21 protein-coding genes and 1 tRNA gene are annotated in these 20,321 nt (G+C 48.8%); 11 read left to right on the top strand and 11 right to left on the bottom strand.

Translation table 11 applies throughout. The annotated features are described in order from the left end of the window. Positions 1–188: 188 nt before the first annotated feature. The 7 genes from ABEB26_RS20590 to mnmA form a co-directional block, all read right to left on the bottom strand. A complete protein-coding gene (locus ABEB26_RS20590) occupies positions 189–1,196 on the bottom strand; it encodes a DUF1152 domain-containing protein (protein WP_345723948.1) in 1,008 nt (335 codons plus the stop codon). 90 nt (positions 1,197–1,286) lie between these two features. Continuing rightward, the gene (locus ABEB26_RS20585) at positions 1,287–1,817 is read right to left on the bottom strand and encodes a GTP-binding protein (protein WP_012188402.1); all 531 of its coding nucleotides are present in this window, start codon (positions 1,815–1,817) and stop codon (positions 1,287–1,289) included. 68 nt (positions 1,818–1,885) lie between these two features. Beyond that, on the bottom strand, positions 1,886–2,707 hold the full coding sequence (locus tag ABEB26_RS20580; RefSeq protein WP_345723947.1) for a DUF4388 domain-containing protein: 822 nt from the start codon (positions 2,705–2,707) through the stop codon (positions 1,886–1,888). A 29-nt stretch (positions 2,708–2,736) separates the two neighbouring features. After that, positions 2,737–3,660 (bottom strand): DUF1385 domain-containing protein, encoded by a 924-nt coding sequence (locus tag ABEB26_RS20575; RefSeq protein ID WP_345723946.1) that lies wholly within the window; start codon positions 3,658–3,660, stop codon positions 2,737–2,739. A 75-nt stretch (positions 3,661–3,735) separates the two neighbouring features. Beyond that, positions 3,736–4,179 carry a hypothetical protein gene (locus tag ABEB26_RS20570; RefSeq protein ID WP_345723945.1) on the bottom strand — a complete coding sequence of 148 codons (444 nt, stop codon included), beginning with the start codon at positions 4,177–4,179 and terminating at the stop codon, positions 3,736–3,738. Positions 4,180–4,338: 159 nt separating this feature from the next. After that, entirely contained in the window at positions 4,339–4,596 is a 258-nt protein-coding gene (locus ABEB26_RS20565; RefSeq protein WP_012188398.1) for a hypothetical protein, read from the bottom strand. Next, positions 4,593–5,666 carry a tRNA 2-thiouridine(34) synthase MnmA gene (gene mnmA, locus ABEB26_RS20560; RefSeq protein WP_345723944.1) on the bottom strand — a complete coding sequence of 358 codons (1,074 nt, stop codon included), beginning with the start codon at positions 5,664–5,666 and terminating at the stop codon, positions 4,593–4,595. The genes ABEB26_RS20565 and mnmA overlap by 4 nt, the downstream gene beginning before the upstream one ends. A 169-nt stretch (positions 5,667–5,835) precedes the next feature. Between mnmA and ABEB26_RS20555 the strand changes: the two genes are divergently transcribed. Then, positions 5,836–6,153, top strand: a complete 318-nt coding sequence (locus ABEB26_RS20555; protein WP_345723943.1) for a DUF427 domain-containing protein — start codon at positions 5,836–5,838, stop codon at positions 6,151–6,153. Positions 6,154–6,213: 60 nt separating this feature from the next. Next, entirely contained in the window at positions 6,214–7,005 is a 792-nt protein-coding gene (locus ABEB26_RS20550; protein WP_345723942.1) for an enoyl-CoA hydratase/isomerase family protein, read from the top strand. A 216-nt stretch (positions 7,006–7,221) separates the two neighbouring features. Here ABEB26_RS20550 and ABEB26_RS20545 read toward each other — a convergent pair whose 3' ends face one another. The 3 genes from ABEB26_RS20545 to ABEB26_RS20535 are packed head-to-tail and all read right to left on the bottom strand — an operon-like array spanning position 7,222 to position 11,089. Continuing rightward, a complete protein-coding gene (locus ABEB26_RS20545; protein ID WP_345723941.1) occupies positions 7,222–8,598 on the bottom strand; it encodes a sigma-54-dependent transcriptional regulator in 1,377 nt (458 codons plus the stop codon). 21 nt (positions 8,599–8,619) lie between these two features. Beyond that, a complete protein-coding gene (gene murA, locus ABEB26_RS20540) occupies positions 8,620–9,906 on the bottom strand; it encodes a UDP-N-acetylglucosamine 1-carboxyvinyltransferase (RefSeq protein WP_345723940.1) in 1,287 nt (428 codons plus the stop codon). A 19-nt stretch (positions 9,907–9,925) separates the two neighbouring features. Continuing rightward, positions 9,926–11,089 carry a hypothetical protein gene (locus ABEB26_RS20535; RefSeq protein WP_345723939.1) on the bottom strand — a complete coding sequence of 388 codons (1,164 nt, stop codon included), beginning with the start codon at positions 11,087–11,089 and terminating at the stop codon, positions 9,926–9,928. A gap of 422 nt (positions 11,090–11,511) precedes the next feature. Here ABEB26_RS20535 and ABEB26_RS20530 point away from each other — a divergent pair, with 422 nt between their 5' ends. Then, the gene (locus ABEB26_RS20530) at positions 11,512–12,693 is read left to right on the top strand and encodes an ATP-binding protein (protein WP_345723938.1); all 1,182 of its coding nucleotides are present in this window, start codon (positions 11,512–11,514) and stop codon (positions 12,691–12,693) included. 12 nt (positions 12,694–12,705) lie between these two features. Continuing rightward, positions 12,706–13,509, top strand: coding sequence for a response regulator (locus tag ABEB26_RS20525; RefSeq protein ID WP_345723937.1), 804 nt, complete (start codon positions 12,706–12,708; stop codon positions 13,507–13,509). Between the two features lie 39 nt (positions 13,510–13,548). On the opposite strand, the gene ABEB26_RS20520 is transcribed toward ABEB26_RS20525, so the two are convergent. Next, entirely contained in the window at positions 13,549–13,818 is a 270-nt protein-coding gene (locus ABEB26_RS20520) for a hypothetical protein (protein ID WP_345723936.1), read from the bottom strand. A 378-nt stretch (positions 13,819–14,196) separates the two neighbouring features. On the opposite strand from ABEB26_RS20520, the gene ABEB26_RS20515 reads away from it, so the two are divergent. From ABEB26_RS20515 to ABEB26_RS20485, 7 genes are all read left to right on the top strand, one after another. After that, positions 14,197–14,273: transfer RNA gene (locus ABEB26_RS20515), tRNA-Val, on the top strand. Between the two features lie 177 nt (positions 14,274–14,450). Then, positions 14,451–15,017 (top strand): hypothetical protein, encoded by a 567-nt coding sequence (locus tag ABEB26_RS20510; protein ID WP_345723935.1) that lies wholly within the window; start codon positions 14,451–14,453, stop codon positions 15,015–15,017. A gap of 329 nt (positions 15,018–15,346) precedes the next feature. Then, positions 15,347–16,009: a hypothetical protein gene (locus ABEB26_RS20505; protein WP_345723934.1), complete on the top strand. Its 663-nt coding sequence runs from the start codon at positions 15,347–15,349 to the stop codon at positions 16,007–16,009. A gap of 68 nt (positions 16,010–16,077) precedes the next feature. After that, entirely contained in the window at positions 16,078–16,674 is a 597-nt protein-coding gene (locus ABEB26_RS20500; protein WP_345723933.1) for a hypothetical protein, read from the top strand. Positions 16,675–16,783: 109 nt separating this feature from the next. After that, positions 16,784–17,662: a VOC family protein gene (locus ABEB26_RS20495; protein ID WP_345723932.1), complete on the top strand. Its 879-nt coding sequence runs from the start codon at positions 16,784–16,786 to the stop codon at positions 17,660–17,662. A gap of 270 nt (positions 17,663–17,932) precedes the next feature. Beyond that, complete coding sequence (locus ABEB26_RS20490) at positions 17,933–19,108, top strand: RtcB family protein (protein ID WP_345723931.1); 1,176 nt, start codon at positions 17,933–17,935, stop codon at positions 19,106–19,108. A 156-nt stretch (positions 19,109–19,264) separates the two neighbouring features. Next, positions 19,265–20,248, top strand: coding sequence for a hypothetical protein (locus ABEB26_RS20485; protein WP_345723930.1), 984 nt, complete (start codon positions 19,265–19,267; stop codon positions 20,246–20,248). Positions 20,249–20,321: the final 73 nt, after the last annotated feature.

The following is a 20,321-nucleotide window of genomic DNA, read 5'->3' as shown; positions in this document are numbered from 1 at the left end:
CGTTTTCCATTGTGAACCACCAATCCCGTGATTCATCGTTGAATGCCTGTTCACCACCACATGTCATTGAGGGGATGCAGGGGATTAAAGCGCCCTGCGTCTCCCGCCTGGAGGCGGGACGGAAGGGTGGTGATCAATTTAGTTTTCGCCTAATTCAAATTACAGCTGATTGGAATGAAGCAAAGCAATTAACGTAAGCGCGGACGAATTGGCAAATTTGCCCGTAGCGTATGCACCCACTGCACCACCTCGCGCAAATGTTCAGTCTCCAACAGCGGCTCCAGCAACAAATGCTGCTCAGCCAAACCCACCAAATCAAAAAACCAATAGATACTCATCAACGGATTGATATCAAGTTTACTACCCTCGGTTTTGCTGGTCAGATGATAATCGCCAAAATAGCCCTCAACCGCTGAAATAATTGAGCTGTTGATCACACTAGGGTCTTGATAAATTCGTGATTGTGTCCAATGCACCGCCGCCGCGTAGGCTTGATAAACTGGCATCTGCTTGACCAGGCTACATGTGCCTAGCAAAATTTCGGCCTCAGCCAGCGTAGCAATATTTTGAAAAATATGGGGATAATGCATATCGCGTTCAGCGCCCAAGCCAATGCAGGCCACAATTTTGGTCGGAACCTCATGCAACTGATTGACGGCGGCTAAGGAGATTGAATCTTCAACCAAGGTGCCAATTTCGGCCTCGTCGCCCTGTACCAAAGCATCAACCCCACCATCAATCAAAATGATGGCATCAATTGAGAGATGCTGCACCAAGCGACGATAACTAGCCAAAAGTGGCTTAACCCCGCTGCGCAAAAAAGCCCAAACCGTTAATGGCTCGCCATAGGTTTGGCGAAACCACTCGGCCAAATACAACTCGGGAAAATAGATAAACGGACTGTAGCGCTGAAACAAGACCACTTGGGTTGCATCAATTGGGCTATGACTGGGCACAAACTCTGGCTCATGCGGCAAGCTTGGCACACCATAAACGGTATCGCCAAGATAATGCAGATTGCTGGCAGCCTCAAGATCGCTAAAACTGAAATTGGCCAAGTGCACATTAAAGCCCTGTTGGCGTAATTGCAAAAAAATCGGCAAACCACAAAAAATATCAAAACCGCCGCCCATGCCTGCGATCAGGATAGAACGACGACCCTGCAATTGGTCGAGAATTGGCAAATTAAGCTGCATCGAAACCTCTCTCTAGAATGGCGAAAAGCCGCACTCTGAGGCAGAGTACGGCATGGCGAAAAAGAGCAATGAAGCGTGAAGGAATCGCCTTTAGTCGGTTGAGCGCTGCATAATAACGTAGAGCAATTCTAGCAGCACATTTTTAACCGAATCCTTTTGGGTTGCCACACAGGGAACAATTTTAACATGGGCTGGCAACCGCAAGGCGAGCCGCAACTCATCAGGTGCCCAAGCGTTCTCGTGGTCTTGCTTATTGGCAGCGACGACATACGGCGCATCACGTTGCGAAGTGAAGAAATCGATAATCCGATTTGTTTCACGGAACGTTTCAGGCCGGGTGCTATCGACCAACACAATCAAGCCGAGCATCCCCTCGGACAAGATTTCCCACATAAAGTCGAAGCGTTTTTGGCCGGGTGTGCCAAACAAGTGCAACACCAAATCATCACTGATGGTAATGCGGCCAAAGTCCATTGCAACGGTGGTTTCGCCTTTGAGTAACTTGGTATCGTCGGAGGCCTTCCGTTCGGTCGAAACCACCTCGATTTCACTAATGGCACGAATGAACTGTGTTTTACCAGCGTTAACCGCGCCACTGATAACCATTTTGACAGTCTGCATACGTCCTCCTAAGACGGAGCTAGGTTGCCGGTGGGAGTGTGGGAGTGTTCCAGCGCAGCGCCGCCTTTCTACATTCCCCTAATACGATTGATGATCCGTGAGACGAGGCTGCGTTTTGGTGCTCCTGCAGCGGCACCAGCACCAGCGCGTCCCGTCGCTGGGACAGGAGGGCGAGGTCGGGTTACCTCAACCAAGCCTGCCGAAATGAAGCCGTATACAATGCGGCTCACATCAAATTCACTCAAGCCAGTCCGACTAATCACTTCTTTGATCGAATCTTTGCCGTTGATGCGGGCAAAAATTCGCCATTCATCGGGCGTTAAGTTGATGCTTTTAGCCTTTTCGAGTGGCTGATCGACAAAGCGAGCGATCATATCGGTATTGGGAATATGATCCTTGATGCGGCCCCATTCATCGACGCGGCGTACACCCTCCATAATGAGGTTTTCCACCCCAAGCGGTACCAGCGATTGGACATCATCACGGTCGAGTTTCACCCCGGCATTGAAGCAAAACTCACCATCGGGCCAGCCAAACAGACTGTACACCGTCTCTTCTATGTGGGTTTGGATATGGCGTTGCAGATCTTCGCGCGTAAGAATATCGCTGTCGATCAGCACCGTTCCAAGCGATTGATTGCCATCAGTTTGCTGCAGTTGCACCGCCTGCTGCGCTTGTTGCGGCGTGAGTTTCCCCGTGCGCTGCAACATTTCGCCGAGCGTTTCGCGTTCTTGCGTTTGCGCGGCGTAGAGCAGTTTTCCCTTTTCAAAGTAGAGCGTTGCTGCGGCACTTTGACGGTTCAGTTGTAAACTGCCAGTTTTGTACCCGCGATCGATCAGATAAAGAAAATCAGCGAGTGCAAAGTCGCGCAAATTACCAACAAGAGCCATACAGATGCCCTCACTCTGGATGTACGATGTTAGGACGTAAGTGCAGGCCGAATATCGACCGCGATTGGCTGACTTTCAACCGTTTGACCATCGGCGGCCAAGACCCGCGCCAGTGCAGCGATTGCTACCTCAAGCATGGCATCGTCGGGTTCGCGGGTGGTCAAGCGTTGCAGCGCCAATGCTGGTGTCATCAAACCACGCACAATCGGGTTGGTTGCCTTGCTTGCGGTTAGCCGCATAAGCTCGTAGGCAAGCGCCGCCACAAACGGCACTAGGATGATTCGACTTAGCAAACGTAGCCAAAAGGGAAACGTGCCAAGCAATGCAAATACAGGAATGCTGAGCACCACCACAATCAGTAATAAGGTTGTGCCACAGCGCGGGTGGATGGTTGTGAACGGTCGAACATGCTCAACGGTCAATGGACAACCAGCTTCGTAGGCCGAAACGGCTTTGTGCTCAGCCCCATGATACCCGAAAACTCGGCGGATTTCGGCGGTTCGCCCGACAAGTACCAAGTAGCCAACAAAAATCACTAAGCGGGTGATGCCTTCAATCGTTTCGCGACTGTAGATGCCGAGATTGGCCCAACTGGCAATTCCCGAAGCCACTAGCAAAGGCAAAACAAAAAATAAGGCGATCGATATGCCGACCGAGGTAGTTACCAGCAGTGCTGTTTGCCCTTTGCTCAAGGGTTGCTCGGCTTGATCGTCGGTTACACTCGCCGAGAACATCAAGGCCCACATCCCAATCACTAAGGCATCACCCAAAAGCTGAATGCCTCGCAGCAGTGGTAGCCGACTCCAAAAAACCCGCCGCTCTAAGTTTAGTTCACGGTCGCGGATGACGATCTGGCCGGAAGGTGAACGGACAGCGACACTAGCCCGGTGCAAACCGCGCATCATCACGCCTTCCATTACCGCTTGTCCACCATACGGAAACCGTTCAGCCATAGCGTTCACCACATAGGAGGATGGGTTGGTCTGTGTATCGTACCACTAGCCCTTGTCGTTTGACAAGAGGGCAGCCTAGTTATTTTGGTTATGATCGTTGGGCAATGTGCCACGCGCTTGCCGTCGCGCCAACGACTTAGCTCCGGCTTTGACTCCTGCCAACAAGCTCGCAGCCTTGATCACTGGCGAAACTACGCCTTCAGCCACATACGAGGCAGTTTGCTTGGCAGTTGTGGTCGTCGATTTGGCGTTTTCGGTAATGTCTTTGACCCGTTCCAGCACATCTTCGACCTTGGGCGAGATTTTTTCCTTGGCCAAGTTGCGTAACTCGTTGACCATCACCACCAACACGCCCACCAAAATAATCATTAAGGTGACAGAGAAGAGTTGGAAAATTGCCAAGAGGATAATCGCAAGATCACGGGCTTCGTTCAGCCAGCCCATCGATATCAACAAAATCGGGAGACCAATCCCAAGAACAAGGAGGACGATGCCCCCGATGATGGCAAACTTCTTCAAGCAATCCTCCAGCGTACCGACACGACCAATCAAAACGTCGAAAGGTACATTTAATGCTTTACAAAGAGGGATTTGATCGCGGCGATTATAGCATATTGCCTAGAAATATGCCACACTTTCACCACAGGAATATTGTCGCCTTTTTTGCATTCCTAGGGGTTAAACGCGCAGTCGGGTTGCTAGGATTAACATAATCCATGCGGCGATCGTCGATTCAACCAATGGTACGCCTGCTGGAACTGGCCCAGCCCCAATAAAATGCAAATTAAAGGCATAGCTCATCAGGCAGCCAATCAGCGCTGTGCCTAGAAAAAGTGGCAAATGTCGCCAACGCTGGCCCCAAAAGAGATGCGCCAAGGCTCCGTAAACGCTGGCAAGCAGCGCAATAATTAATGCTGCTGGCTCTAGCTCGCTCACGAATAGCGCTCCGTACTGATCCGACCGCCACCAAAGACTCGATCATCACGATAGAGCACGGCAGCTTGGCCTGGAGTCACCGAACGTTGTGGTTGGTCATAGCGAATGTGCAGCGTGCCATCCTCGCGGGAGGTGATGGTAGCTGGCACGGCTTCGCCATGAGCGCGGATTTGCACCGCATAGGTTCCGGCTTCGATCTGACCATAGACGCTGCGCACATCGTCGATCACAAAATCGCGGCGTTCAAGTTCGTCTGCGTCACCGACAATCAGCAAATTACGTACCGTGTCGATTTCAATCACGAATAATGGCGAGCCTGCGGCAATTCCCAAGCCTTTGCGCTGACCAATCGTGTATTGCGGCAAGCCTTTATGTTGACCAAGCACTGTGCCATGGCGATTGACAATTGGGCCTGGTTGCATAATTTCAGGTCGTTCTTCGTTCAAAAAGCGTCGATAGTTGTTATCGGGTATGAAACAAATATCCATGCTTTCGGGCTTGTCGGCGGTCACTAAGCCGCGTTCACGGGCCATTTGGCGTACTTGGGGCTTGGTAAAACCACCCAATGGAAAGTGTAAACGGCTCAATTCACGTTGGCTCAGCATATACAACACATACGATTGATCTTTGTTGATATCAATTCCGCGCCGCAGATCGTAAGGCTGTTCGCCGCCACCTGTAATCTGCACAAAATGGCCCGTAGCTAAGCCATCAAAGCCCAAAAGTTCAGCCCGTTCGAGCAGCACCCGAAATTTAAGATCACGGTTGCAGGCCAAGCACGGGTTGGGGGTGGCTCCGCTCGAATATTCACGCAAGAAATAATCGATCACATGCTTGCGAAAATCTTTTTGATAATTGAATACATAGTAGGGAATGTCGTATTGGGCACAGACGCGCCGCGCTCCAGCAGTCATTTCGACTGAGCAACATTGACTTTCCATGATTCCATTATCATCGCCTTCCCACAGGTGCATGGTCACGCCAGTCACATCGTGACCTTGTTCTTTGAGCAAAACTGCGGTGAGCGAGCTATCCACGCCGCCACTCATGGCGACCATAATCTTTGCCATAATTGCTAATCCTAGATTGGTTTGAACTAAAGATGATTAACGCGCCGGAAATGCATGGCGCGTCGTAGCTGCCAAAATCATACCACGATTTCGCCTTGCGCTCGATCTTGGGCCTGATTTAGGGGCTTTTTCGTGGTACGATTTTTCTGTTATCAACGGAGGGCGATCCATGTTACGGGAAATTAGCATTAAAGCGAAACATGATAATGCGACCTTGGCCAAAGGGGTTGAAACTCAGTCGGTTTTTAGGCTCGAAGGCAATTGGTATTTTGACCAAGCAGCAGTCAATATGCACAATTTACGGGTGACTGAACGCACCTATGTTTGCCCCCATAAAGGCACCTGCTTCTGGATTGATTTAGTGACTGATGCAGGCGTGGTGGCGGATATCGGCTGGGTTTATACCATCGTCAAGCCCAATTACGAACATATTAAGGATAAAATTGCCTTTTACGGCGGCAATCGCCACGCCACAGCCGAAGCATAAGCGGTACAATCGACGTTGCATCAACGATGCAGCGTCTTTTTTTGTGCAAAGGAGCATGCTGTGAGTGGTTTAGTCACAACTGAACAAACTGGCGCGATTTTTCGCATTACCCTCAATCGACCTGAAAAGCGCAACGCTATTAGTTGGCAAGTTGGCAAGGATTTACGCGCGGCGATCGATCAGGCCGCCAGTGCTTCGGGCGTGCGGGTGGTTGTGTTGAGCGGATATGGCTCGGTCTTTTCGGCAGGCATCGATCTTGGCGATTTGATGGATTTGCCCAATCGCTATGGTGAGCACTGGTTACGCCAAATGCGCACGATCACCGACGATTGGCAAGCTTTGACCACTCGCCTCGAACGCTTGGAAATTCCCACCATCGCTGCCTTGCATGGCATGTGCCTTGGCTTGGGCTTGGAAATTGCCTTAGCTTGTGATTTTCGGATTGCTGCCCAAGGTACGAAATTGGCCTTGCCTGAAACCCGCTTGGGGATCGTACCTGACGTTGGTGGCACAACTCGCTTAACCCGCTTGGTTGGAGTTGGCCGCGCCAAAGAATTGATTATGACCGGGCGAATGTTCAGCGCCACTGATGCTGAGCGCTGGGGCATTGTCAATCAATTAGCTGATGCTGATGAGTTAAATGCTGTGGTGCAAGCGTTTGCTGATGAGTTAATTTCGGCAGCGCCATTGGCTGTTGGTATGGCCAAGCGGGTGATCGATGGCATGTTTGATATTGATCGGGGCTTGTTACTCGAAGGCTGGGCCCAAAGCCAATTGATTCGCACCACCGATTTTAGCGAAGGTGTCCAAGCAGCAATCGCCCGCCGCGCCGCCGAATTCAAGGGCGAGTAAAACTAGGGGTCAGGGACTAGGATACAGAGGTCAGGGACTAGCAGTCAGAGGTCAGAAGTTATTTTAACCACGAAGAACACGAAGATCGCGAAGACTACTTATGCCAACGTCCTGATCTCTGGCCCCTGACCTCTGATCCCTCATCTTTCTCTGCGCCTCTGCGTTAAAACCAGCGAGTAATAGCAGATCTATCCCCTGACCCCTGATCCCTAACCCCTACGAACTATACTTTTTCTGGCGTTTTTGGAAATCGGCTTCGCTCAGGCCAAGGCTACGAGCGGCAACCTTAATATCATCGTCGTGCTGAACCAGTGCTTCTTGCAAGGCCAAACGTTCAACATCGGCCAGCAACTCATCAAGCGTCGATTTTTCGCGCAAACGAGCAGCAATATCAACTTGTAAAGCCGAGCGTGACGATGGAACCAACGACATATGCTCACTAGTAATTACACTGCCACGAGCCAAAATCACCGCTCGCTCGATCTCATGCTCAAGTTGGCGCACATTGCCTGGCCAATCGTAATTATTCAGGCGCTCCATGGCATCTTCGGAGATGCGAGCTGGTGGCGATGAGGGCGCATAACGATATTTATCCAAGAAAAATTCAGCCAACAAGGGAATATCGCCAATCCGTTGGCGTAAGGCTGGCAAATGCAACGTGATCACATTCAAACGATAGTACAAATCTTCGCGGAACGTGCCAGCCCGCACGTCGGCTTCAAGATCACGATTGGTGGCCGCGATCACCCGCACATCAACCCGCACGGTGGTTGTGCCGCCAACTCGCTCGAACTCGCGCTCTTGCAAAATGCGCAGCAGCTTTTTCTGGGTAGCAAGGGTCATTTCGCCAATTTCATCAAGGAAGATTGAGCCTTTGTGGGCTAATTCAAAGCGACCCTTGCGCTGAGCGACTGCCCCAGTAAACGCGCCTTTTTCATGGCCAAACAATTCGCTTTCGAGCAACGATTCAGGCAAAGCGGCACAATTGACTTTGACCATTGGGCCGTTGCGTCGCGCTGAATTCACGTGAATCAGGTTGGCCAAAACTTCCTTGCCTGTGCCAGTTTCGCCCGTAATCAAAACGGTTGCGTCGGTGTGAGCAACACGCCCAATTTGCTTGTAGATCTCCTGCATGGCTGGGCTATTGCCAATCATCTTATCGCGGGGATCAAAACTTTTGGCTTCGAGTTCGCGCACTTTCGAAGCCAATTGCTGATGATCGAACAAGCGTTTGACAACCAAAGTTACTTCTTCAACATCAAACGGCTTGATGACGTAATCGTAGGCACCAATTTGAATCGCTCGAATCGCGGTTGATGAAGTGCCATGAGCGGTCATCATAATTACTGGGGTGGTGATGCCATTTTTGCGCAATTGCTCAAGGATAGTCAAGCCATCTTGGCCAGGCATGCGCACATCCATAATCAACAGATCATAGGGATGTTTCTTGGTCATTTTGGCTAAAACTTCGCCGCCATGCTCAGCAGGCTCGGTCAGATAGCCCTCTTCATCAAAGACCTCGCATAACAGACCACGAATCCCTGGATCGTCATCAGCAATTAAGATATGTCGTTGTTCGGTAGCTTTGGTCACACCGACCCTCCTTACAGGCCATTATTCAGCAGGACGGCGTTCGATCCGCGCTCCAAGCGCAGCCAGCCGCTGTTCAATCCGTTGGTAGCCCCGATCAATTTGGGCAATATTCGAAATAACACTCGTGCCTTTGGCACACAAGGCAGCAATTACCAAGGCCATGCCAGCGCGAATATCAGGGCTGGTCAGGCGTTCGCCATAGAGTTTGGCTGGGCCAACCACCACCGCCCGATGCGGATCGCACAAAATCACCCGTGCGCCCATGCTTAGCAATTTATCAACAAAGAATAAGCGTCCATCAAACATCTTTTCGTGGATCAACACCGTGCCTTGAGCTTGAGTCGCAATCACCAAAGCAATGCTCATCAAGTCAGGTGGGAAGCCAGGCCATGGCATATCGTCGATTTTGGGCACAACCCCGTGCAAATCGTCACGCACCCGTAGCTCTTGCTCAGCAGGAATCACAATATCCGGGCCTTCATCTTGCCATGTTACACCCAAGCGCCCAAACATAATTCGCGTCATGCGGTGTTCTTCGGGGCGTGCGTTGGCGATGCGAATGTTACTGCCCGTTACTGCCGCCAAGCCGATAAACGAACCAACCTCCATAAAATCGGGGCCGAGGGTATATTCAGTACCATTCAGCCGCGAAACCCCTTGAATTTGCAAGCTATTTGTGCCGATGCCCGTAATTTTAGCGCCCATGGCAAACAAACAACGACACAGATCTTGCACATGTGGCTCAGAAGCGGCGTTGACAATTGTGGTCGTGCCAGTAGCCAACACAGCCGCCATGATCGCCTGTTCAGTGCCAGTTACGCTCATTTCATCAAGGAAAATATCCGTGCCAACCAAACCATCGGCTTTGAGTTCATAGGCTTGTTTGGTTACTTCAACTTCAGCACCCAAGGCAGTGAGCGCCAAAAAGTGCGTATCCAAACGCCGATGGCCAATCGAATCGCCACCTGGTCGCGCTAAAACTGCCCGACCAGTTCGCACCAACAACGGCCCCGCCAGCAAAATCGAGGTCCGAATTCGCCGCGCAAGCGCAGTATCCGGCTCCGAGGTATTGATGGTGGCGGCGTGAACCCGCAGTACATTCTCTTCGAGCCAGCTACATTCGATGCCCAATGACTGCAATAACTGTACCTTGACGCGCACATCAGCAATATCGGGCATATTACGCAGAATAATTGGTTGGTCGCTGAGCAAACAGGCCGCTAACAATGGCAAGGCAGCATTTTTGTTTCCGGCAGGCGTAATCGTCCCGTTCAGGCGATGACCGCCCTCAATCACAAAGGTTTCCACGAATAATAATCCTCAATGGTTAAGCAGCAGAGTTGGAATGATCGGTTGGCTCGGTTGGTTTTTGCATTGATTTAGGTTTACGGCTCAAGCGGGCACGTAGTGCCTTGAACCAGTTTTTGGGGTTCAGCACTGCGCCGATCCGTTGGCGCAAACTGGGTTTGGCTGATGCAGTGGCAGTATCGTCAGTAGCTTTACGATTACCAATCAGCGCCTTGGCCCGTTGTCGGCCTTCTTCTAAGGCTGCTTTGACCAAGCTTTGTAATTCGGCTTTGCTCACCAACTCGCCACGTTCATACCAGCGCCACGCCGCAATTCCAGTCACAAACGTGCCAGCATATGCCACTGCAACTTTTGGCAATAAGCCAATGCCTGGAATTAGGCCGACCAGTTGCCGGGCCAGTTGTCGCCAGAGGAAACCACCGCCAACCACGGGCAGCAATTCGCGAATCATGGCGCTAAAGTCGCCTTCAGCACCCATGGCCAAGGCCACCCGATAGGCCAATAGCGCCTGATTCTTAGTCAGTACCAGCATATCGGCAGCATTTAATGGCAAATTCAAAACGGGAATCATCTCGGGGATGCCCGAAGTAAAGGCAAAGGTCGCATTACTCAGCGAAACGCTGCCAATCAAATTATTGGTAACTTCGCTGCGCAAACCAGGGTAGCGCCGAGCAGCCGCAATATGCAAAGCTTCTGGTACGAGTTCGAGCACTGCTTTGGCCAGCATTTTGCGCTGAGTTGCCGGCTCGGCTTGTGGGTCGAGCAATACTGCTGGCGAGGCTTGCAGATCGGCTTGGTGGGTGCTTTCGGAGCTTTTGGGGAGATTCGTACCCCAAACGGCGATCAACAGTGGCACTGGCAAAATCGCCAATTTTTCGTAGGCTAGAAATTCGTCGTAGCTCAAGGCTTGGTTAGCATCGAGCGTGAGTACAATCAAATCGACACGGTTGAGATCGGCGGCCTGTTCGCGGCCCAAGGGTAAATCGACGATGCTGACTTGCGGAGTACGGGCTGGAAAGCGTTGAGCGCCAAGCGTCAACAACCGCATAATCAAATCTCGCCCGAACGTTGCATGGCCAAGTAACGCAATCCGGCACGGCAAATCAGCCTGATCGCGAATATCGCGCACATCAATTTCTTTTATGGTTGACCAAATGTTGGTGACATCGCTGAAGCGGCTCACACATCCTCCTCGGCATATGAATGTACTGCATTATAACATAGGCGCTTTTGGCTTCTCAGACACATATGAGCGAGCCTGCTAGTTTAGCATAATTCAGGCCATGACAAGAGCATAGAACATAGAGCATAGAGCATAGAGCATAGAACATAGAGCAATAGGATTTTTGATTGATTGTCAGGGGTTGGAGATCAGCTTTTAACACAGAGGCGCAGAGAGATGGAGGGGCCGGGGATCAGGGATCAGGAAAGGCAGTGGCAAAATAGAAAGTGGATGGGTAGAACAGAAGAATCAAACAATCTGGGTAATCTGTGGCTAAAAAATTAACCTTCGTGCACTTCGTGTCCTTCGTGGATCAACCCTAACCTCTGACCTCTCGCCTTCAAATATGCTATGATTGCCAATCATTCAAGGGAGTTTTTGGTATGCTGAGTCGTGAACAGCTTGAAACAGAAAACGCCAGCCTTAAACGTGAAGTTGAGTTATTACGGCATCAATTGGCGACCCAACCAGCCGAGCCACTTTTTCAAAGCTTGTTAGAGGCGGCTCCTGATGGTGTAGTGATTGTCAATGCCCACGGCATTATTAGTGTGGTCAATGCCCAAGCCGAGGCTATTTTTGGCTATGATCGTGAATCGATGGTTGACCAACCAATTGAATTGTTGATTCCCGAGCGCGTGCGCGGCGTGCATGTGGCCTATCGCAGCAATTACACCCGCGAACCCCGTACCCGCCCAATGGGTATTGGCTCAGATTTGTTGGCGCGGCGCAGTGATGGCACTGAGTTTTACACCGAAATTAGCCTTAGCCCATTGAAAACCGCCGATCAATTGTTAATTATTGCCGTAGTACGCGATGTTACCGAGCAAAAGAAACTGGCCAAAGAGCATGAACATCGCTTAACTCAACGGGTCAGTGCCGCCGAAGCCGCCTTGTTGCAAGGCGCACGCTTGGCAGCAGTTGGCCAGCTTTCAGCCTCGATTGCCCACGAAATTAACAATCCGCTGTATGCGGCCCGTAACGCCTTGCTCTTGCTCGAAGAAGATTTGCCCGAAGAAGTGCGTGAATCAACTGTGATGCAATTAGCGCGTGATCAATTAACCCGCATCGCCGGAATTATCGAACGCATGCGTGATTTTTATCGCCCGATGCGCGGCGAGATGGCTCCCACCGATCTCAACGCCGTAATTGAAGAAACCTTGGCGCTGGCTGGCTTGCACGCCCGCCATAACAACACCATGATCACCTTTACGCCTGATACCCATTTGCCAGCGGTGGTTTGCAATGCTGACCAACTACGCCAAGTATTTTTAAACTTGGTTTTGAATGCTTTGGATGCAATGACCAACGGTGGTACATTAACCGTCACAACCGAGGCTGCCACAAGCTTTGTTACAATAGAAATTTGCGATACGGGAACAGGTATTCCTGATGATATTCGGGCACACCTGTTTGAGCCATTTTTTACCAACAAACCCAATGGAACCGGTCTTGGTTTGCCGATTAGTGCTCATATTGTAACCCAGCATGGTGGCCAAATCGAGGTTGACAGCACCGTTGGGGTTGGCTCAACCTTCCGTGTTGTGCTACCCTACCAACCTAACTAGGAGTATCCTTCGATGAGTCAAGCTTCGATTTTATTAGTTGATGATGAATTCCCCATTCGCGCCACCCTTGGCGATTTGCTGCGGCGACGTGGCTACGATGTGCAAACTGCCGATAGTGGCGAGGAAGCGCTCGACCGGATTGCCCAACGGCCTTTCGATTTGTTTCTTTTGGATTTACGCTTGCCTGGCGTAGATGGGATTACGGTTGCCCAGCGGGTGCGCGAACGCTATGCTGATGCAGCAATTTTGATTTTGACTGGCCATGGGTCGCTCGATAGTGCCATCGAAGGCATTCACTTGGGTGTGTTCGACTATATGCTCAAAACTTCTAGCCCGCAAGATGTGCTAGCGCGGGTCAAAAGTGCACTTGAAGCTCAGGCCGAACAGCGACATAAAAAGAGCCTGATGACGACGCTTCAAACTGTTGTCGGTGAGCTTGGCGGCAAACAACAAGAGCCAAACGAAACCCCAACCCAGCAACCAGCAGGCGATCAATGGATTCGGGTCGGTGAGCTAGAAATTGGCTTATGGCGACAAATGGCGCGGCTTGGCGACCAAACCCTGAATCTTACGCCAACTGAATTTCGTTTGTTAAGCTGTTTGGCTCAGCAAGCAGGCTTAGTCATGAGCTACGCCAATTTGTTGCGTTGTGCTCAAGGCTATGAGGCCGAAAGCAGCGAAGCCGCCGAATTGCTTAAGCCACATATCTACCACTTACGCCAAAAGATTGAGCCAGATCCATCAAATCCACGCTATATTTTGACTGTGCGTGGGACTGGCTATGTCTTGGCTGTCGAAGCACCACAAAGTAAGTAATCAAGCCAGCGCCCAAGTTGCAATGCTTGGGCGCATTGTTTATTGCCCAATTTGCTGCAAAACCTTTTCCTCAAATTTATCGCCAATAATGCTGCTCAAGGCATAACTTGTCAGCAACGAATAAATCATCGAATTGCCACACAGTACACCTACAACCGCTGCTGGAGCCACATTCGAGAGCGTCACGTTAACTGGGCCTAGCGCCAACCCCTTGGGCGTACCAGCGCCATGCTTGGGCGTATCGCCAAGATACGAGCCAACTTGCGCAGCAATCAGCACCCGCACTATCCCAAAAATTGGTTTCAACATCGCCATACTTCCTTCTGATAAACAAAGATCGCTAAGTTTGTTTGAGCAAATTGCAGACCACGAGGAAGAACATAGAACATAGAGCATAAAGTCAGAAGTCAAAAATCAGAAGGTAACATCGGGATCGGAATTTAACGCAGAGGCGCAGAGGGTGATAGGGACTAGGATTTAGGGATCAGGGGTCAGGATTTATGGTTAGGCGAGGTAATGCAAAGCTGACCCCTCGTCCCTGAATCCTGATCCCTTACTTCCTTCGTGCGCTTCATGTTCTTCGTGGATCAAAACGCCCGATCCCCGTTCCCCAACAACCAACTCCCAACGCCACAATTTGCGCAAAGCCTAGGCCTATGCTATACTCGGCAGTGCCTTGAAGGCAATGGGCTGTTAGCTCAGTTGGTTAGAGCGCGTCGTTCACACCGACGAGGTCACTGGTTCGAGTCCAGTACCGCCCACCAAACCCAACCACTCCTGTTTGCAGGGGTGGTTTTTTGCTGTGCCATGGCCAAGCAATTAAATGCAGATTGATACCCCAATTAGACCATAAGGGGTATTGATTTAACATAACCTAGCCTGCTAGGATGATTGCAGCAACGAGCAAGATTAGAGTTTGCAATGATCATAAGGAGTAGGCGATGGGCAGTATGATTTTACTTGTGCTGGGTTTATGTGTTTTGGGTTTCTATATTCATGTTGGCATCATTTTTAATCGGGTGGTGCAATTAGCGCAACAGCGCTCAGATCTACGAACTTCAGCTTGGCTACTGCTGGTTAATTTAGCCGAACCATTTATTATGGGAATTTGGCTGCTGATTCAATTAATATACTTTGATTTTGAGTCGCTGATTGGTTCAGTTGAGCAGCCTTGGGCGGCAGCTTCAAGCTTTTTTGTTTACTATTGGCCAATGGCACTACTGCTGATTGGAATTCCAGTCTTGGCTTTATTATTTATCCCTCACTCGCAAGTTCGGGCAACCGCTATCCGCAGCCTCTGGACGGGAGCAATGCGCTTAGCAATGGTCTGGTTGTGCTTCAATCTTATTATGGTTGGCGCGATGATTTTGATTGCGATTGGTTTGAGCATTTGGTCGTTTCGGTTGATTAATAGCTATTACAAATCGTTAATGGCTCAATCGTCACTGGCAGTTGTGTTCGATCAACATGGCCTTGCGATTCAAGCTATTGTGCCATCGATTGAGTAAATTCGATGCGCTACCTAGGCCTAATCGCTTTGTTTACAGGGATTTTTGGGCTAACTGGTTATACTGGCCTACTGTTGAGCAACCTACTTGAGCATTAATTTACGCCGAACGCTAGACATTGGGGGATAGAACATAGCGTTCACAGCAACGAAGTTATGAATTCGAGTTTAATACCACCCACCAAACCCAACCACTCCTGTTTGCAGGGGTGGTTTTTTATTGTGCTAAATCCAGTTTACATCCATTTGAAGAACAATTTTCCCGATCAACCGCCATTGTTAAGCCATTTAGCCGTGTCATCATGAAATTAAGCTTTTAGTTAGGGAGATATGGCTATGATAATGCTATCGGTCGGTATCAGCATAGAGGCTATCGTTATTTTTGGATTAATCAGTGTTGGAATAGTGATCGTCCCAATCTATATTTGGGTATTATTTTTAGTTGGGCGGATAGTAGCTATGCCAAAAAACCATGCCAAGGCAGCCTGGCGTTTAATCATCATCAATCTGCTTGAGCCAATTATTTCGACAGGCTGGATTATAGGACTCATCCTATTTAGAACATATTCTTCCCATGCATCCGACGATATGCTCTCCATCTTGTTAGACCAAGATAAGGTATTTTCTTCAATTTTTGGAGAGTTTGTATCCTATTATTTAGAGTTTTATTGGCCAATGCTTGGATGTTTGGTAGTTATTCCAGCAGTTGGATTATTGAACGGTAATCCAATAACCCGTCAAAGCGCCCAAGTCAGCTTCATTTATGGGTTTTTACGTATGATTAGCGTTATTACAGTATTGCTACTACTGTTTACAATCCCTTACCTCGTACCACTCGCGGTGGGTCTCAGTATCTATAGCTATTACAAAATCTATCAGTATGCCAAAACCATTCTGCAAGCACCAATACCAGTCGTCACACTGCATAACCAACAACTTGCGATTGAGCCAGCCAAGCCAGAAACAACCCACATCTCGACCAATATGCCTTAAATCTGTTTACTCTACGTAATTAATAAAGACTGATCAATAATGAGGAGAATTAATTTATAGGTTATGTAATGACGATGCATTATCTAGGCTTAATCGCTTTGTTTGCAGGAATTTTTGGACTGACTGGCTATGCTGGCCTACTATTGAAGCAAGCGCTTGGGCTGTATCGCCAACGCCCTGATTTGCGCCGAACGTTGCGCCCCGTATTACTCAACCTGATCGAGCCATTTGTTAGCTTGCTCTACCTGATTCCTTGCATTCGCTGGTGGGATTATGGCTATCTTTTGAGTTTAGTTGGCAGCGATTTTGCGGCAGGCTCGATTGTTTTCGCCTATCACTGGCCAATGCAACTCTTGCTGGTTTATGCGCCATTTGGTTGGATGTTTGCTCGCCAAAAGATGGTTGCACGAACGGCTTGGCTCTGCTTTGCGCTTGGGGTCGTGCGCGTGACCATGCTTTGGTTCTGTTTCAATTATTTTTTAGGCGGCGGCATGCTTGTTTTGGCATTAATTGTTGGAGCAGCAACATTTTGGCTGCTCGGGCGCTACCTTCAATGGCAGGCTACACCACCACCCCAACTCCCAATCATGGTTAACATTGATGAACAGGGCTTGGTGCTAATTCAGCCGATCGAGCCAAATCAAGCGCATAAAGCCGAATTGTGACGCGAACAAGGATAAACCGGGGGACAACATTAAGGACAAATCGGGCGTAGAATGGTTACAGCTTGACAGTAACAACGCTGTACTGATTGCTCGAAAGGACTTGATTTTTATGGCTACATTTCGCACGATTACGCCACAATCTATCGATGCCGCTACGACGCTCGGCGTAACTACCCTGCGTGTCGCTGATGCTGGCCGCTCATTAGTGTTTTACCGCGATTTACTTGGTTTTCAGGTTTTAGAACAAACTGACTCAACGATTTTGTTGGGGTCGCCCAACCATGTTGTGCTGCGCTTGGATGTTGAAGCTGGCTTGAAGCGCCACCCCAGCCACACCACTGGCTTGTACCACGCCGCAATTCTCTTGCCAACACGCCTCGATTTGGCCTATGTGTTGCAGCGGTTGTTGGCGGTGCGCTACCGCTTTGGCGCTTCGGATCATGCGGTCAGCGAAGCTTTGTATCTCGATGATCCCGATGGCAATGGCTTGGAAATTTACCGTGATCGACCGCGCAACGAGTGGCGTTGGGGAGCCAATGGCGAAGTGCATATGGTCACCGAATCGCTTGATCTGTATGGAGTTTTGGCCGAAATAACTCCGACTGCACCCGCTTGGGTAGGCATTCCTGATGGCACAAAGATTGGTCATATGCATTTACAAGTGGGTAATTTACGCCAAGCCGAAGAGTTTTATCACGGGGTCTTGGGCTTTGATATTGTGGCGCATTATCCAGGCGCATTATTTGTCAGCGCAGGTGGCTATCATCACCACCTAGGCTTGAATGTGTGGCAAAGCCAAAATGGGCCACAACAACCCAACGATGCTGCTGGTTTAGGCTATTTTGAAATTATTATGCCAAACCAAGCCGCCCTCGAAATCGTGCGTCAACGCTTGCAAGTGGCTGAGGTTGCGGTTCAAGAGCAAGCCGATGGGCTGGTTGTGCACGATCCATGGCAAACAGAATTGCGCTTTATCGTTGCCGCCTAAAATAATCATCCCAACGAACGAGCGACTTTTGAACTGGGCTATGCTATGCTATAGCCCAATTTTGTTTTAAGCGGCATATGTTATTAAAGTGACAAACATTAATGTCCCTCCCCCCCGACCCCTCTCCCACTGCGGCGGGCGAGGGGAGTTCCAATATTCATGCTGGTGGGATTCCCCCTCGCCTCGCACTGCGGGAGAGGGGGCTAGGGGGTGAGGGCATGAAATCGAATCAGAACCCAATTTTGTTTTAAGCGATAGGAGAGCAGATTCGTGCAGTACGTTGAGAATATTCCAATCTGGGGCGATCCAATCGATCAAGGAGCTTTGAGCCAGATTAAAACCTGTGCACTTGAGGCCGATGCTGTGGCGTTGATGGCTGATCATCACAAGGGCTATGCGGTGCCAATTGGCGGCGTAGTCGCTTATCGTGATGCAATTAGCCCTTCGGGCGTTGGCTACGATATCGCTTGCGGCAACAAAGCCGTCTTGCTCGATCTGCCAGCCAGCGAAGTTCGCGCTAAAATCAAACCGATTATGGACGACATCTGGCGTTCGTTGTCGTTTGGTGTTGGCCTGAACAACCGCCAAAGCGTTGATCACGACTTGTTTGATGACCCAGCGTGGCAAATTCCAGCGGTCAAAGACTTGAAACAAACTGCCCGCAATCAGCTTGGCACAATTGGCTCAGGCAATCATTATGTCGATTTATTCGCCGATGAGCGTGATCGGACGTGGATTGGCGTGCACTTTGGCTCACGTGGTTTGGGCCACAAAACCGCGACCTACTTTTTAGAGGCGGGCGGAGCCAAAGATGGCATGGATGTTGCGCCGTTGATCTTACCAACCGCCTCGGATTTGGGCGAGCAATATTTGAGTTGTATGGCCTTGGCTGGGCGCTATGCCTACGCTGGCCGCGATTGGGTTTGTGCTGAGGTTGCCCGCATTTTAGGCGCAACTATCCTTGAAGAAGTGCATAATCACCATAATTTTGCTTGGCGCGAAACTCACAACGGCGTGGATTTGTGGGTCGTGCGCAAAGGCGCAACCCCAGCTTTTCCTGGTCAGCGCGGCTTTGTTGGCGGCTCAATGGGCGATATTTCGGTTATTTTAGAAGGCGTTGATTCGCCCGAAGCCCAAACTGCCTTGCATTCAACCGTGCATGGCGCAGGTCGGGTGATGAGCCGCACCGCCGCGCGGGGCAAAATCAATTATCGCACTGGTAAAGTGATTGCACCTGGCAAAATCTCGCGCGAAATGATGAATGAGTGGATTCAAAAGCAAGGGGTTGAATTGCGCGGCGCAGGCACCGATGAATCGCCACATTGCTACAAACGCTTGCCTGAGGTGCTCAACCACCACGCCAATACAATCAAAATTGTGCATACCTTGCAGCCGCTGGGTGTGGCAATGGCTGGCGAAAACGAGTTCGATCCGTATAAGGATTGATCGGGAGTTTTGATCCACGAAGGACACGAAGAGCACGAAACAGTAAGGCTATAGGCTATTGGAATGTTTTGTGGTATTCCAATAGCCTATAGCTAGTTTCTTGGATGAATTCAATATAGAGGTTTGATTTAGTCTAAAATATATTGAGGTCTAACTATGTTATATTATGATGAAGTTCCACCCAGTAATGAAGCTAAACGTAATGAAACCATATTTATGGAATATTTTAAAAAGAGAGGTTGGATTGCTAATAAAATTGAAGAAGGATTTGATTTAACTTCTGATTTTCTTGTAGAAAATAATGATTACAAAATATTATGTGAACTTAAAACAATTTTATCGGCACGAAGAGAAATGAATACTCAGTCGGATTTTGAAAATAATTTTTGCAAAAAAGTATATGATTACTTTCAAAAGAAGCCATATACGAAATTACCTTGTAGATTATATATACATAATCATCTTATGCTTATACCATCAGAAAATATGTTAAAAAAATTCTTATATGATATTACGAAAGATATTATATATTTACTCAAAAACAACCCAAAAGATCAATTAAATTGGAGTCATACTAATAATAAATGGGATTTTTATGGCAATAATTTATATTTATGTTCTTATGATTTTATGGAAGGGAAAATCGAAATTTCTTTTCAAATAACAGGTATTGAAATGCGATTTGATCAATATTTACAAATACCTATATATGGAATACTTAATAATCGTGCAATTTCAGACAGCATCAATAAGGGAATTAAACAATTAGATACTTATGCAAATAATTCGCAATTAAATCAAATACCAAAAATCATTGCTATTTCATTAAACGGTGATATCAAGATAGAGCATTTATATTATGCAAAAATTATCAACAGAGTTTTTGGTAAAAATCCTCAAATTAGTGCTATAGCAACTTTTGATTGGATATGTATGGATAACTCTAATTCGACATTTATTGAATGGATAAGTAATAATCAATTTTTTCTACGATTTTTTGTCTTTCATAATCCTAACTGTGAAAAGCAAAATCTTCCTCGCTTACCTCTTAGTGTATTCGATGATGGATATTCCTTACAATATGAAACACCTGAAGATTTTAGACAGCAATATTTATGGTTACAAAACTTACCAGATTAGACTCTTAGAATATTTCGCTGGATTTGGATTCAGAATTTAACGCAGAGGCGAGCTTTTTTATCCACAAAGGACA

This window comes from Herpetosiphon gulosus (genome assembly GCF_039545135.1).
Classification (GTDB): domain Bacteria; phylum Chloroflexota; class Chloroflexia; order Chloroflexales; family Herpetosiphonaceae; genus Herpetosiphon; species Herpetosiphon gulosus.
Note: the sequence above shows the minus strand (reverse complement) of the source record. Positions and strands in the feature narration are given on the sequence as shown.

Bases quoted from the DNA above. Each gene is read 5' to 3' on its own strand.
- ABEB26_RS20580 (WP_345723947.1), bottom strand. From the start codon at position 2,707: ATGGCTCTTGTTGGTAATTTGCGCGACTTTGCACTCGCTGATTTTCTT.
- ABEB26_RS20520 (WP_345723936.1), bottom strand. From the start codon at position 13,818: ATGTTGAAACCAATTTTTGGGATAGTGCGGGTGCTGATTGCTGCGCAA.
- ABEB26_RS20505 (WP_345723934.1), top strand. From the start codon at position 15,347: ATGGCTATGATAATGCTATCGGTCGGTATCAGCATAGAGGCTATCGTT.
- ABEB26_RS20525 (WP_345723937.1), top strand. From the start codon at position 12,706: ATGAGTCAAGCTTCGATTTTATTAGTTGATGATGAATTCCCCATTCGC.
- ABEB26_RS20485 (WP_345723930.1), top strand. From the start codon at position 19,265: ATGTTATATTATGATGAAGTTCCACCCAGTAATGAAGCTAAACGTAAT.
- ABEB26_RS20555 (WP_345723943.1), top strand. From the start codon at position 5,836: ATGTTACGGGAAATTAGCATTAAAGCGAAACATGATAATGCGACCTTG.
- ABEB26_RS20585 (WP_012188402.1), bottom strand. From the start codon at position 1,817: ATGCAGACTGTCAAAATGGTTATCAGTGGCGCGGTTAACGCTGGTAAA.
- ABEB26_RS20510 (WP_345723935.1), top strand. From the start codon at position 14,451: ATGGGCAGTATGATTTTACTTGTGCTGGGTTTATGTGTTTTGGGTTTC.
- ABEB26_RS20590 (WP_345723948.1), bottom strand. From the start codon at position 1,196: ATGCAGCTTAATTTGCCAATTCTCGACCAATTGCAGGGTCGTCGTTCT.
- mnmA (WP_345723944.1), bottom strand. From the start codon at position 5,666: ATGGCAAAGATTATGGTCGCCATGAGTGGCGGCGTGGATAGCTCGCTC.
- ABEB26_RS20500 (WP_345723933.1), top strand. From the start codon at position 16,078: ATGACGATGCATTATCTAGGCTTAATCGCTTTGTTTGCAGGAATTTTT.
- ABEB26_RS20495 (WP_345723932.1), top strand. From the start codon at position 16,784: ATGGCTACATTTCGCACGATTACGCCACAATCTATCGATGCCGCTACG.
- ABEB26_RS20575 (WP_345723946.1), bottom strand. From the start codon at position 3,660: ATGGCTGAACGGTTTCCGTATGGTGGACAAGCGGTAATGGAAGGCGTG.
- ABEB26_RS20530 (WP_345723938.1), top strand. From the start codon at position 11,512: ATGCTGAGTCGTGAACAGCTTGAAACAGAAAACGCCAGCCTTAAACGT.